General features: G+C 59.4%; 11 protein-coding genes. 5 read left to right on the top strand and 6 right to left on the bottom strand.

Annotated features, from left to right (window positions below):
- Both AC1DWF_RS24100 and wrbA read right to left on the bottom strand, forming a co-directional pair.
- Nucleotides 1-588: alpha/beta fold hydrolase (locus AC1DWF_RS24100; RefSeq protein WP_476842135.1), on the bottom strand; the 588-nt coding region annotated here is incomplete at its 3' end.
- Between the two features lie 124 nt (nt 589-712).
- Entirely contained in the window at nt 713-1,342 is a 630-nt protein-coding gene (gene wrbA / locus AC1DWF_RS24095; RefSeq protein WP_280223391.1) for an NAD(P)H:quinone oxidoreductase type IV, read from the bottom strand.
- 185 nt (nt 1,343-1,527) lie between these two features.
- Here wrbA and AC1DWF_RS24090 point away from each other — a divergent pair, with 185 nt between their 5' ends.
- From AC1DWF_RS24090 to AC1DWF_RS24070, 5 genes are all read left to right on the top strand, one after another.
- A complete protein-coding gene (locus AC1DWF_RS24090; RefSeq protein WP_476842134.1) occupies nt 1,528-2,268 on the top strand; it encodes a competence/damage-inducible protein A in 741 nt (246 codons plus the stop codon).
- Between the two features lie 103 nt (nt 2,269-2,371).
- Complete coding sequence (locus tag AC1DWF_RS24085; RefSeq protein ID WP_476787006.1) at nt 2,372-3,211, top strand: universal stress protein; 840 nt, start codon at nt 2,372-2,374, stop codon at nt 3,209-3,211.
- 117 nt (nt 3,212-3,328) lie between these two features.
- On the top strand, nt 3,329-3,826 hold the full coding sequence (gene gpt / locus AC1DWF_RS24080; protein WP_476842133.1) for a xanthine phosphoribosyltransferase: 498 nt from the start codon (nt 3,329-3,331) through the stop codon (nt 3,824-3,826).
- A gap of 155 nt (nt 3,827-3,981) precedes the next feature.
- A complete protein-coding gene (locus AC1DWF_RS24075; RefSeq protein WP_476789683.1) occupies nt 3,982-4,473 on the top strand; it encodes an NUDIX hydrolase in 492 nt (163 codons plus the stop codon).
- 636 nt (nt 4,474-5,109) lie between these two features.
- Nucleotides 5,110-8,898, top strand: coding sequence for a vitamin B12-dependent ribonucleotide reductase (locus AC1DWF_RS24070; RefSeq protein ID WP_476842132.1), 3,789 nt, complete (start codon nt 5,110-5,112; stop codon nt 8,896-8,898).
- Between the two features lie 686 nt (nt 8,899-9,584).
- Here AC1DWF_RS24070 and AC1DWF_RS24065 read toward each other — a convergent pair.
- The 4 genes from AC1DWF_RS24065 to AC1DWF_RS24050 all read right to left on the bottom strand — a co-directional run bounded on the left by AC1DWF_RS24065 (nt 9,585) and on the right by AC1DWF_RS24050 (nt 13,778).
- Nucleotides 9,585-10,082: a hypothetical protein gene (locus tag AC1DWF_RS24065; RefSeq protein WP_476784546.1), complete on the bottom strand. Its 498-nt coding sequence runs from the start codon at nt 10,080-10,082 to the stop codon at nt 9,585-9,587.
- A 137-nt stretch (nt 10,083-10,219) separates the two neighbouring features.
- Nucleotides 10,220-11,482, bottom strand: coding sequence for an ATP-binding protein (locus AC1DWF_RS24060; protein ID WP_476784547.1), 1,263 nt, complete (start codon nt 11,480-11,482; stop codon nt 10,220-10,222).
- 66 nt (nt 11,483-11,548) lie between these two features.
- Nucleotides 11,549-12,169 (bottom strand): hypothetical protein, encoded by a 621-nt coding sequence (locus AC1DWF_RS24055; protein WP_476784548.1) that lies wholly within the window; start codon nt 12,167-12,169, stop codon nt 11,549-11,551.
- A 538-nt stretch (nt 12,170-12,707) separates the two neighbouring features.
- Nucleotides 12,708-13,778, bottom strand: a complete 1,071-nt coding sequence (locus tag AC1DWF_RS24050; protein WP_476842131.1) for a sensor histidine kinase — start codon at nt 13,776-13,778, stop codon at nt 12,708-12,710.
- Nucleotides 13,779-14,348 lie beyond the last annotated feature (570 nt).

Raw genomic sequence — 14,348 nt, 5'->3', positions numbered from 1 at the left:
CACCCACACCGTCTGTGCCATGAGATGGCGCAGCAGGGGCGAGCGAACATAGAGCGACCTGAACTCCGGCCGCAACTCATCTTCAAGATGGGTCAGCGGCGACAGCAGGACCAGCCCGGAAACGGCTTCGGGATGTTCGAGCGCCAGCGTCAGCGCCACCGCGCCGCCGAGCGAATGGCCGACGACCAGCGGCTTTTGCAGCCCCAGCTTCTCGGTGAAGCGCAATACCAGTTCGGCTTGCTCGCTCAGGCTGCCGGCGAAATCCGACGGTCGCGCCGAATAGCCCGAACCCGGCCGGTCAAGTGCTACCAGCCTGAAATCGCCGTCCAGCTGCGAAAACAGCGTACCGCGGAAGTGGTGCAACTGCCCGCCGAGCCCATGGATGAACAGGATCGGCCTGCCCCGCCCTTGCTCGACATAGTGGATGCGGTGGCGGCCAAATTCGAGAAATTTGCCCGAAGCCGGCACGGCGCGTTCGGCCTCTTTGGCAATGCGGCTGGTCGCCAGCACGAAATAGCCGACGACGAAGGCTGTCGCGAGCACCAAAAAGCCGCCGAGCCAAACCAGAACCGAACCGACCGTCGCCAAAAAGCTCTCCTTCAAACGATGGCCGTCAGCTTAGTCGTCAAGGTCACCGCGACAACCCCAGCACAATGCAAAACGGGCGACCTTGAGGCCGCCCGTTCACAAAAATCACTTTACTTGAAGGCTGTTAGGCAACTTCCTTCACAGCGTTCGAGCCCTTGCCATGCAGGCGGATGGCGATCTCCGCCACGCGCTTGCCCTGGAAGTGGGCGCCTTCGAGCTCCTGTGCCGAAGGCTGGCGCGAGCCGTCGCCATCAGACGTGGTGGTCATGCCGTAAGGCGCACCGCCACGGACCACGTCATTGCCCATCTGGCCCTGGTAGGCGTAGGACAGCGGCACGATCACCATGCCGTGGTGCTGCAGGTGGATCTGGGCATTGATCAGCGCCAGTTCAGCGCCGCCATGCTGGGTTGCGGTCGAAACCATCACCGAGCCGACCTTGTCGAGCAAAGCGCCCTTGGCCCAGAGCGGACCGGTCTGGTCGAGGAAGTTTTTCATCTGCGAAGCCATGGTGCCGTAGCGGGTGGCGGTGCCGATGATGATGCCGTCATAGTCGGCCAGTTCGAGCGGATCAGCGATCGGCGCTTCCTGGTCGAGCTTGTAATAGGCAGCCTTGGCGACACCCTCGGGCACCAGTTCGGGAACGCGCTTGAGGGTCACCTCGGCGCCACCAGCACGTGCGCCTTCGGCAGCGGCTTTCGCCATCTGCTCCATGTGGCCCCAGCTCGAATAGTAGAGAACAAGAATCTTAGCCATTTCATCACTCCAAAACTCGGGAAATCTCGCGGCGCCATCTTGGGTCGGCGTCTGGGGAGAGATGTAATGCAAAGCCCGTTCAATGAAAGCGGTCCAATGCGTGACGCATCGTTCACAGAATGGCGACTATTGCTCGCTTGCGCTGCCGGCGCTATCTGACGAGGGCCCACAATGGAGCTTTCAACATGGCCGACATCGTCACCGCAGCAATGGTCGTCATCGGCGACGAGATCCTGTCTGGCCGTACCAAGGACAAAAACATCGGCCACCTCGCCGAGATGATGACGGCCGTGGGCATCGACCTCAGAGAAGTGCGTATCGTGCCCGACGACGAGGACGAGATCGCCGCTGCGGTCAACGCCGTTCGCGCGCGCTACGACTATGTCTTCACCACCGGCGGCATCGGCCCGACGCATGACGACATCACCGCAGACTCGATTTCCAAGGCGTTCGGCGTGCCCTGCGAATACGACACCCGCGCCTATGCCATGCTGGAGGYCAACTACGCCTCGCGCGGCATGGAGTTCTCCGAGGCGCGCAAGCGCATGGCACGTATGCCGCACGGTGCTGACCTCATTGAAAACCCGGTGTCTGTAGCGCCCGGCTTTCGCATTGGCAACGTCCATGTCATGGCCGGAGTGCCCTCGATCTTCCAGGCGATGCTCGACAACGTCATGCCGACGCTGAAAACCGGCACCAGGCTTTTGTCGACGACCGTGCAATGCCCTTACGGCGAAGGCACCATCGGCGGGCCGCTCGGCGAGATCCAGAAAGCGCATCCCGACACGATCATCGGCTCCTATCCGAAATATCTCGACGGCAAGTTCTGGACCGAGCTTGTCGTCCGTTCGCGCTCCAGGGAAGCCATGGACGCCGCACGCGTTGCCATCGAGGCGATGCTTGCCGACATAGCAAAAACGGCGTGATCCCAAACACGCGAACCAATTGATCCAAGTCACATTGGAACAAGTATGGGCATGATAGTGTTTCTTTGCTGAGCGCATTTCAGCTCGCGCAAAGGAGGGTGCCATGCCGTTCAAGACAATCGTTGCCATCATCCAGAGCGAGCGCGATGTCGCCCGCGTGCTTGATGTGGCGATCCCTTTTGCCGAGCGGCATGAAAGCCACCTGATCGGCGTGCATGCCGAAGCGCTTGCCATGCCCTACACCACGGCTGTCGGCTTCCCCGACACCGAGTTCATCCAGGCCAATGCCGAGCTGTGCAAGGAGCGCGCCGAAAAGGTGCAAAAATCCTTCCTCGGCCGCATCGAAACATCCGGCGTGTCGTTCGAATGGCGCAGTTTTGAGAGCTTTTCCGGTGACAGCGCCCTATCAGGCGTCGAAAGCGCGCGCTGCGCTGATCTTGTGATTGTCGCCCAGGCCTCGCCCGACGCCAAGGATTCGATCGCAGCAGACATCGACTCCCTGATCTACGAAGCCGGTCGGCCGGTGCTGGTGGTACCCCATTCGGCGCCGCTGATCTCGACCTTCAGCAACATCCTGATTGCCTGGAACGGCAGCCGCGAGGCCGCACGAGCCGCCTTCGACGCTTTGCCCTTCATCCTCGAGGCGGATTCGACCGAGATCCTCGTCATCGACCCCGTCGAGACGGCAGCACTCAGCATGGAAACCGCCGGAGCAGAAATTGCAGCGGCCTTCGCCCGCCATGGAGCCAAGGTTTCGGTCAGCGTTGAAGAATCCCGTGGGCACACGGTCGACGCGGTCATTCACAACAAGGTGGTGGAAACCGGCGCCGACCTTCTGGTGATGGGCGCCTACAGCCATTCGTGGCTGCGCGAGTTCCTGTTTGGCGGTGTCACGCGCAACGTCCTGCAGGCCGGCGACGTGGCAATCTTGCTGTCTCGTTGAGCAAGCCCACGAAACTCGGCGCCCCGCCCTTGCCAAGGACGGGGCTTTCCGGCTAATTCCGCCTGCATTCCCCTATTTCCGCGCCATGTGGCGCGCCGAGCCGGAGTGCTGCGTCACATGTCCCTTCCCGAAAAAGCCTTTCCCGTATCCTGGGACCAGTTCCACCGCGATGCGCGTGCGCTCGCCTGGCGTCTTGCCGGTGTCAACCCGCAGTGGAAGGCGATCGTCTGCATCACCCGCGGTGGCCTTGTGCCGGCGGCCATCATCTCGCGCGAACTCGGCATCCGCCTGATCGAAACGATCTGCATCGCGTCCTACCATGACTACACCTCGCAGGGTCAGTTGCAGGTGCTCAAGGAAATCACGCCCTCCCTGCTCGAAGGCGAWGGCGAAAACGTTCTGATCGTCGACGACCTGACCGATACCGGCAAGACGGCGGCCATCGTCCGGGCGATGATGCCCAAGGCGCATTTCGCCACCGTCTACGCCAAGCCCAAGGGCCGGCCGCTTGTCGACACCTTCGTCACCGAAGTGTCGCAGGATACCTGGATCTATTTCCCCTGGGATCTCGGCTTCACCTACCAGAAGCCGATCGCCGACGACCACAAGGGCTGACCCGCAAGGTCGTCAGCCGAAGCTGCTCGAACGTTTCAACGCCCGGCCTTGTTCGCCGGGTGTTTTCATTAGGAGTCTATTTACTTTTGTTACGGAGAATTAACCGTACAATTTGTGACACGGCGCATGATTCTACAATTTGGGTAGGGCTGCCGATGCTGATGAAACCTGTCTATCACAACCACCTGGTCGAGCGGATTCGCCGACTGTTCGGCGCACCCGCCTGCAGGCTCCAGGTCGCCGCCCTCCCCTGGCACCGAACCTCCACCGGTATCGAGATCATGCTCATCACCAGCCGCGACACCGGCCGCTGGGTTTTACCCAAGGGCTGGCCGGAAACAGCCGAACGGCTGTGCGAGACAGCGGCGCGCGAAGCGAGCGAGGAAGCCGGCCTCAGCGGCTCGGTCGACACTCACGAGGCCGGGCGTTATTTCTATCTGAAGGAACTTTCCAGCGGCGAACAGGTTGCCTGCGAGGTGCTCGTCTTTCCGCTTGAAGTGCGCAAGGTCGCCGAGAAGTGGAAGGAGCGGCGCCAGCGCACGCGCAAGTGGGTCTCGCCCAGCGAGGCCTCGCGCATGGTCAACGAGCCCGATCTTTGCCGGCTGATCTCGTCTTTCGGCGCAGCCCAGCAAAAATTCGCAGCCTAAGCGGTATCGGGCGCCGCTGCCAGGCAGTTTGCGGCCGGCATTTTGGGGCCTTGCCGTTGTTGCGCCGGCTTTGTTCGCGAAGCAGGTTCTCCCCGTTATCCACATAAGTGACACACAAGATGTTGGGGTCATTAAATCTATAAGAACGACTCCTTGACGTTGGATGCCGAGTCGCCTTTTATGACTCAGGCGCGCTTGTTGAGTGTGCGGCCAGGTTGTTAAGAGCCCGGTCTTTTTCCCAGATTTTGTGCGTATCTGCTCGCATTTCCCTCCGCCCTGCGGGGCGCCGAAGGTGCGGTTTCCTGATGTCCAAGGGGTTGGATGATAAAAATGTGGGACTGGCGGAAATCTTCTGTTAACACTATATTTAGTGTTTGCGAGCAGCCTGATCGCTAGATAGTGTGAGTAGCCCTCCATGAGGGAATCGCAACCAAAGTTTCAGTTTCAAGGACCCGCAACGGTCCGCAGGCTGGCGGGAGCAGACTCCGAAAGGAGCCTTCCAGGTCAGGCAGCGACTGTGCGGGATAGGGCAATCGGCCGTTGACGCGGCCGGATCAAGCGGGATTGCGCCTTTCGTACAAGCAGCGGGAAATTTCCCGCGAAAGACGCTATATATAGACAAAAGGAAATCGACCGATGCGCATCGAGCGGCGTTTCACCAAGGATGGACAATCGGCCTATGCGGAGATCGAATTCCGCAAGGCGCTTTCCGAGATCAAGAATCCGGACGGCTCGGTGGTCTTCCGGCTCGACAACATCGATGTGCCCGCGCAGTTCTCCCAGGTTGCCGCCGACATCCTGGCGCAGAAGTATTTCCGCAAGGCCGGCGTGCCCGCCCGGCTGAAGAAGGTCGAAGAAAACGACATCCCCTCCTTCCTGTGGCGCTCGGTCGCCGACGAAGTCGAACTCGCCAAGCTGCCCGAAAACGAGCGCTACGGCTCCGAGATCGACGCCCGTCAGGTCTTTGACCGTCTCGCCGGCACCTGGACCTACTGGGGCTGGAAGGGCGGTTACTTCAAGTCTGAAGACGACGCCCGTGCCTTCAAGGACGAGCTGTCCTACATGCTGGCCACCCAGCGCGTCGCGCCGAACTCGCCGCAGTGGTTCAACACCGGCCTGCACTGGGCCTATGGCATCGACGGTCCCGGCCAGGGCCATTTTTATGTCGACCCCTTCACCGGCAAGCTGACCAAGTCGAAGTCGTCTTACGAACACCCCCAGCCGCATGCCTGCTTCATCCAGTCGGTCGCCGACGATCTCGTCAACGAGGGCGGCATCATGGATCTGTGGGTGCGTGAAGCGCGCCTGTTCAAATATGGCTCGGGCACCGGCTCCAACTTCTCGCATCTGCGCGGCGAAGGCGAAAAGCTTTCGGGCGGCGGCAAGTCGTCGGGCCTGATGAGCTTCCTCAAGATCGGTGACCGCGCGGCCGGCGCCATCAAGTCGGGCGGCACCACACGCCGTGCGGCCAAGATGGTCGTTGTCGACGCCGACCACCCCGATATCGAGGCCTATATCGACTGGAAGGTGAAGGAAGAGCAGAAGGTGGCGGCGCTGGTCACCGGCTCCAAGATCGTCAAGCAGCACCTCGCCAAGATCATGGCCGCCTGCGTCAACTGCGAAGGCCATGACGACGACTGCTTCGATCCGCTGATCAACACCGCGCTCAAGCGCGAGATCAAGGCAGCCAAGAAGAATTCGGTGCCGGAGAACTACATCTACCGCGTCATCCAGTTCGCCAAGCAGGGCTACACCTCGATCGATTTCAAGACCTACGACACCGATTGGGATTCGGAAGCCTACCTCACCGTCTCGGGCCAGAACTCCAACAATTCCGTCTCACTGAAGGATGATTTCCTCCAGGCGGTCGAGAAGGACAGCGACTGGCACCTGACCGCCCGCAAGGACGGCAAGGTCATGAAGACGCTCAAGGCCCGCGACCTGTGGGAAAAGATCGGCTACGCCGCCTGGGCGTCGGCTGATCCGGGCTTGCACTTCAACACCACGATGAACGACTGGCACACCTGCGCGTCGGCGGGCGCCATCCGTGCGTCGAACCCGTGCTCGGAATACATGTTCCTCGACGACACCGCCTGCAACCTGGCGTCGATCAACCTTCTGCCCTACCGCAACACCGACGGCACCATCGACATCGCGGCCTACGAGCACACCGTGCGCCTGTGGACGATCGTGCTCGAAATCTCGGTGATGATGGCGCAGTTCCCGTCCAAGGAAATCGCCAAGCTCTCCTACGAATACCGCACGCTTGGCCTCGGCTACGCCAATATCGGCGGCCTGCTGATGACCTCGGGCATTCCTTATGACTCCGACGAAGGCCGCGCCATCGGCGGCGCGCTGACTGCGATCATGACCGGCGTGGCTTATGCCACCTCGGCCGAGATGGCCTCCGAACTCGGCGCCTTCGCCGATTACGACCGCAATGCCGACAACATGCTGCGCGTCATGCGCAACCACCGCCGTGCCGCCTATGGCAACAAGGATGGCTACGAAAAGCTGTCGGTCCATCCGGTGCCGCTGGTCGCTTCCGACCTCAAGCAGCCCGAACTGGTGACGCACGCCCGCGCTGCCTGGGACCGCGCCATCGAGCTCGGCGAGAAGCACGGCTACCGCAACGCCCAGGCAACCGTGATCGCGCCGACCGGCACGATCGGCCTGGTCATGGATTGCGACACCACCGGCATTGAGCCCGACTTCGCGCTGGTGAAGTTCAAGAAGCTCGCCGGCGGCGGCTACTTCAAGATCATCAACCGCGCCGTGCCTGAAGCACTGCGCACGCTTGGCTACACCGAGGCCCAGATCGCCGAGATCGAGGCTTATGCCGTCGGCCACGGCAACCTCAACCAGGCCCCTAGCGTCAACCCCGGCTCGCTGAAGTCGAAGGGCTTCACCGACGAGAAGATCGAGACGCTGAACGCAGCCCTCAAGAGCGCCTTCGACATCAAGTTCGTCTTCAACAAGTGGACGCTCGGCGAAGACTTCTGCAAGGACGTGCTCGGCCTCACCGACGCGCAGCTCAACGATTTCTCGTTCGAGATACTGCCGGCGATCGGCTTCTCCAGGCGCGAGATCGAAGCCGCCAACATCCATGTCTGCGGTGCGATGACGCTGGAAGGCGCGCCCTTCCTCAAGGACGAGCACCTGGCCGTGTTCGATTGCGCCAATCCGTGCGGCAAGATCGGCAAGCGCTACCTCAGCGTCGAAAGCCACATCCGCATGATGGCGGCAGCCCAGCCCTTCATCTCGGGTGCCATCTCCAAGACCATCAACATGCCCAATGAGGCGACGGTCGAGGACTGCAAGAGCGCCTACATGCTGTCGTGGAAGCTGGCGCTCAAGGCGAATGCGCTCTACCGCGACGGCTCCAAGCTGTCGCAGCCGCTCAATGCCTCGCTGATATCAGATGGGGACGAGGATGAAGACGACGCCGTCGAGGCGCTGATCGCCGCCCCCGCCGCCGCCAAGGCAGTGCAGGTCACCGAAAAGATCGTCGAGCGTGTCATCGAACGCCTCTACCGCGAGCGCGAAAAGCTGCCGAACCGCCGCAAGGGCTACACCCAGAAGGCCGTCGTCGGCGGTCACAAGGTCTATCTGCGCACCGGCGAGTTCGATGATGGCCGTCTCGGCGAGATCTTCATCGACATGCACAAGGAAGGGGCTGCCTTCCGTGCGATGATGAACAACTTCGCCATCTCGATCTCGCTTGGCTTGCAGTACGGCGTGCCGCTCGACGAATATGTCGAGGCCTTCACCTTCACCAAGTTCGAGCCGGCCGGCATGGTCATCGGCAACGATGCCATCAAGAACGCCACCTCGATCCTCGACTATGTCTTCCGCGAACTCGCCGTCAGCTATCTCAGCCGCCACGACCTCGCCCATGTCGACCAGTCGGATTTCGACAAGACCGCGCTCGGCAAAGGCATCAATGAAGGCAAGGCCCTGCCCTTCTCCAAGGGCCTGACCCGCGGCGCCTCCCCGCTCAAGGTCGTCTCCGGCGTCACCGGCAACGATCCCAAGGGTTCGGCAGGAGCCGGTGCCGCAAGCCCGGCGCGTGTCACGCCGGTCACCGCCTTCTCCGGTTCCAACGTGCTGTCGCTCAAGACCGCGATCTCGGTGGAAGAATCGACCGCCTACAAGCGCGACTATGAGGAGCGGGCCAAGGAACTGGTCGAAGAGATCACGATCGAGGAGACCACTGAGGAAACGTCGGTCACCACGTCACTGTTCACCGACGCCGCCGCCCAGGAAGCGGCAGATGCCAAGAAGCTCGCCGCCGACCGTCGCGCCAAGTCGATGCTGCAAGGCTACACCGGCAATTCCTGCGCGGAGTGCCAGAACTTCACCATGGTGCGCAACGGCACCTGCGAGAAGTGCGACACGTGTGGAAGTACAAGCGGCTGCAGCTGAGGGGACTAAGCAGCACCACCTGTCAGCGGAACCATAGTTTGGTCAGAAAACACCAAAGATTGCCTCCAATCACGAGAAGGCCTGCCCCAAAGGCAGGTCTTTTCCGTTAGAGGGGTTCCTTGCCGTCCGCATAGGGGCAGCAGGCTGATTGCCCTCTACGAGCCACTTGAGGTCAACCAGCTAGCCGCCGTTTTCATCCCCGACCTGACCCAGGACCTGTCGCGTCACCGTATCTTGCTCCGCGTCAAGGTAGATGGCTCAACCGACACTCGAAGTCGGCTCCCCCATAAATGGCATAGGCCCGGAACAAAGTTCAGGCCTTTGCCATTTGACGCGTCGATGATCACCCGGCCGAACTGGCCTATGAGCGTCTCCACCGGCGCATGTTCGACAGGGTGTTCGTCCTACTCTATGTCCATTCGAATTCATGTCCGTTTGGGCAACGAAGTCGGTTACCGGCGCTTGCAAATAGCTCGAACCCAGGACAGCCTAATTCGAGGAGGTAAGCGCAAACATGGACATGTATCCCCAGCACAAAGGAACCGAACCACGTCGAGACGATCGCAACCTCCACGGGCCGGAAGGAATCTCAGCTAGCCTGCAAGAAGGATGCGACTTCCGAGACGAGCGGTTCGACAAGCTTCGTGAAGAGGTCTTCGCGAAAATGCGCAGGCGACAAAGCCTGCCTAAGAGTGGCCTCTCGCTCTAATTTCTGCAACGCTCCATCGGCGATATGGCACATACTCAAATGCCAACTTGAACGGCACCATCTCGCGATTTCTGGATACAAATAGAATCTCAGGATCGAAGTCGCGATTATTCATCAATGCTGCCATGCTATAAAGGAATGTCATATCAATAATGCTTCCGGCGAACCAAAGCCACGCATGATACTCTTCTGGACCGATACGCCCAACTGTACCCCTTGGTGGCAAGTTTACTGAGTAGTGCTCGCACAATTCTTGATCGAGCAAGAGCTTGCCGTCCTGGTATAGGTTTCCTATATCGACGGCAATCTCGCTTCCTTCATAGTGGGGAAGCACGTCAACTATCGCTCTCTGAACCTGTTCAGCCAAACGATGGGACGTGCGAAAGCATTGATTTAGCACGGAATGCTTCTGGCGGTAGCCGTCAAGAACTCCGGCTAGCGCGCCTTTTACAGCGTCGATCTCGTTCTCGGTCATTCTCAAAATCCTGGTACTCTAGGCAAACTCTGGAGTCGTCTTACGTGTAAAAAGTAACGAGGTTTGTCCCAGCGGAAACCAATCTGTCCGTGACAGGTAGATCGGTTTGCCCCCGAGCATATCGATAGCCCGAGTGCCTAAGTGGTGCCGGTGCTCGGGTTTTTGGTTAGGTCTCGGAACGCCAAATCACCTGGTCCGACCCAGGAGCGCAAGTAGAGCTCGGGTAGTGCAACTGTAAAAAGTAACGGGGTTTGTCCTATCGGAAACCAATTTGTCTGCAAAATGTAGATCGATTTGTCCCGACCTCGACGTTGACGGTCGAAACGCCTTGGACGCGTCAAAGCCATGTCAATCAGCGTCGGGTGATTGCAAGCACCCACCACAACCACGCCTTCTCGACCCTCTGAACCGTCTAGACATTCGAGCAACGCCGATACGACTTCGGTGGCGTATTGACGACCGTGGCCCGAAAACCTTTCTCGATCACCGATCGCGTCGATCTCATCGAGGAAAACAATGCTAGGCGCATTCGCCTTCGCATCGTCAAAAGTCTTCCGCATTGCTTTCAGCATATCGCCAAGATGGCCTTTGGCCTGCCAACGCGCGATCGAACCCAAGGCAAGGTAAACACCACAAGTGCGTGCCAAGGCAGCTGCGAACGTCGTTTTTCCGGTTCCAGGCGGCCCGCTCAGCAGAATACCTCGGTCGACGTCACTCCACTGGATCTTGCCTGCCTGCCAATCCGCAAGATCGATAGCGAGTTCCCTTCCCCATTCCCCAGCCTCTCCGAGCCCGTGAAGGTCCCCCAAGGTCGGAGTCGCGGTGTCTTTGGCTTCCATTTTTGGCACGACGGCGAGCTTCATACGCTCAATCGATGTCGCAATTGGTCTACCTCGGCGAAGTGCCGTCCCGATGATTGTCAGGGGAAAGGAGGCGACGAATTCAGCCTGATTTTCAGTGACCTCCTGGTTCAGACAGAGCTTGCAGGCCGCGAGGATGTGTTTTGGTGACGGCTGGGACACTTGGACCACAGCGTCGGCTACCGCAGCAAACCCGCTCGGGAGAGAATCCACTGTTTCCGTCAGGATGAGCAGTTGTGACTTGTCACGGACAGTCGCCATCAGGTGGTCATACATGGGCTTCGACCAAGGACCCTTTCGATGAATCACAACGGCCTGGTCATCCCCTGCCAAGCGGGGCGTGCCGCCGCAGAGCACGTAGTAGGCGGCACTCTCGTACACTTCGATGTCAGCATCTTCCGGCAAGACCACGCAGATGACAGCAGGCAGGCCGCGACGGAAACTATGCTGTTGCCGAAGGGCCTTAGCGATCCCGCAATATGCGAGAAACAGCATCGTGGATCTGGCCAGTTTGTGTTGGAACTTCCGCATGTGCGGCATGTCGCACCTCGTCGATGAGCACGCTTTTAGCTTGCAAGCCTGGCACTGAGTTTTTTTAGGGAGGGATTAGGAGCGGCAGCGCCTGACTATGGTCTCAGGGCCAATCCTGGCATCGTCCAGGTCGGCTTCGACGAAACGGTGCAGGATCAGCGAAGCAAGACCTGCTGTCGGCCGCGTTTCTTGAAAGGCAGGCAGACATTCAGCAAACGTCATGGATCCTTGGTCTTCCAAGGCAGCAAGCAGTCGAACTCGGTCACCCAAGGGACAATGCCAGCGAGCGTAGCGCAGGAGGTCGCGAGCATTCACTAGACGAAAGCCTGAGTAAATCTCATCGACGGTAGAACAACTATATTTCAGCCCTTCGGCACAGGCCGCATCGTCAATCCAGGAAGGGCGTGTCCTGTCAGACCTGGAGACGGCATCTTGGACCCAGCGCCCATCATTCCGTTCAACCAGGAAGTCAGGAACATGAACCTCAGTTGCGACCACCAAAGCCATGGGCAGGCACGACCAAGACAGGACTGCAGGATCCAAATCCAACAAGCAGCCGAGGTCGCGGGCGAATTCGCTCCGAAACAGCGAGACGCCGTTGCAACGAACCGTTCCAGTTGGATGAAATCTGCAATTGGCGGCCTGAGCGCGCGCAGTCGCTAGGTGGTCTTCAACAAATTTTGGCTGGGCGATCATCTGTCCATCTCAACACGCAAACCTGAAACGGCCCCTGCCCTTTGGCAGTAGGCGGCACGGTCAGCGTATGAGGTGGTTCAGCAACTTGATCATGATGCGGAACAAATAGCGAACGACTTATCGCACGTCAAGCCAGTTTCGTTCAATCAATCTATAGATCAGGCACTGCTGTGTGAAATGTTGGCAAGAGGGCCGCAATGGGGACAAAGCGGATGGTGCGGCTAGCTGCCGCTTGCCCTACCATTTCACGCGGAACCCTGCCGTGCCGTTGAGGGCGTAGCTGTCGCCGAAGCTCAAGCTCCGCCGCTATCCTGAAACACTGACGCTGGCTGAAGATCTTGCCCGCCTTCAGCCGGACAACAGGCAGCTTGCCGAGTTGATCCTTCAACTGCGCGGTGCCCAGTGATTGGGTTTGAATGCTTATGGCAAGAGCAAACCCGCTGTTCCGCTCAGGCGAAGGTCCCCAACCCATTCATTCCAGACATTGCGTCCCGGAAGAGACACCCGGAATTTGGCGGCTGGCTGAACACCAGCGGGTTTATGCCGCTTTGGGAAGCCGAGACGTGAACGTCGCCCTTGTGATCGACACGACTGTTCCGGATGTCCCAGTAATGACATCCATTCGAGCCTCAAGCTGTTTCACAAGCGCTTCCACAATTGCCGTTCCCAAGCCCGCATTTGGCGCATTGCTTGCAGGTTTTCCAACGCCGTTGTCCGAGACAGTCAGCTTCCAATCGTCGCCATCGGTCTCGTAGGTCACCTGAATAGTTGCGCTGGGTCTCTTTTTCGGAAAGGCGTATTTGATGGCATTGAGAACGAGTTCGGTGACGATTAACCCCAAGCTTACAGCCTTCTGGGAGTCGATCCTGCCGCCTTCGGTGACTACGTTCACGGCAATGGCGTGGTCTTCTCCAATCATCGAAGCGGCCAAGCTGTTGCAAAGCTTCGACAGGTAGGAACCCACTTCAATCTCATCTAGCCCGGTCGAGGCGTGAAGATGCCGCTGAACCTCGGCAACCGACATAACCCGCTGGTGCGCGTCCTTCAGATGCTGGCGTGTTTCCTCAGAGGTGACCGAGCGGGCCTTTATCAGCAATATGCTGGCGATGATCTGCAGGCTGTTGGCAACCCTGTGCTCCATTTCGCGAAGMARCACATCCTTCTGGCGAAGCAGATCTTCGGTTCGGCCCAGAAGCTCTTCYTTYTCGCACTCGATCACGCGGCGGGCCGTTATGTCGGTGAAGGCGAGCAAGATGGTGATGGCATTGCTGTGGTCGTAGATGACCTTTCGAGCATTGAGCAACATCGTGCGGTGGCCCACGTTGGGGAAATCGTAAGCCACCTCGAAACCATCCATCGCGGTCTTCTCAGGGATGATTGTTTCTAGGAGCAGACGAAGTGCGGGAATGTCCCACTGACCATCACCGAGGGCAAAGAGCAACGCCCCCCGTGTCTGTTCGGGATCGACCTTGAATGTCTGGTAGAAAGAGCGACTGGCCGCCAGCACAAGGAACTGTTCGTCAAGCACGAGAAATGGCTCGGGGATCGTATTGACGATAGCCTGCGCCAACGTCTGAGCGTCTTCGACATTCGCGATGGGATGGAACATTGGAGGTGAAGCCGATCTGAGGCGGATATCGCCTGCATGTACGTTACACAGTTGCGAGACGCCTGTCTCTGGCTGACGCAGCCTCTCAAGGCATCGGCATCCCGGCCTCGCCAGACGCCAGCCAGCCCGGAGCCCGCCAGGCGCGACGCGCTAATAACGAAAACGGCCTGCCGAGCAAGGTTCGACAGGCCGTTCCTGCTCAGCTCTGGCCCGTGCCACCAGACAGCAGTGCCGCGCGCTAACAATTCTGCCACCGGCACATCCAAAATTAAAGGCCTGCCAGCCCGCCAGCCGACAGGCCCCATTTTGAAGCGTGCCAGGGTGTACCTGAGTGTAGCGTCGGCCATCCTCGCCAACCGCCCCCCACGCAATGCAAACGGCCCGCTCAGGCGATTAGCCTAAACGGGCCGTCTTTGCAGCAGCCTAGATGTGTGCGCATCGGGAACGCTGCGTACTAACAACGCCGGCTTCAATCTAGTGTTCCAAGCAACGTGAAAAAATGCACCCTTTGCATGCGCCGGCGGTGCTCGATCTAACTTCCTTGACCGGCCGGCCCAGAATACAAAAAAC

It is taken from the genome of Aminobacter sp. P4_D5, assembly GCF_056401815.1.
This window is presented reverse-complemented; position numbering and strand designations above follow the sequence as displayed.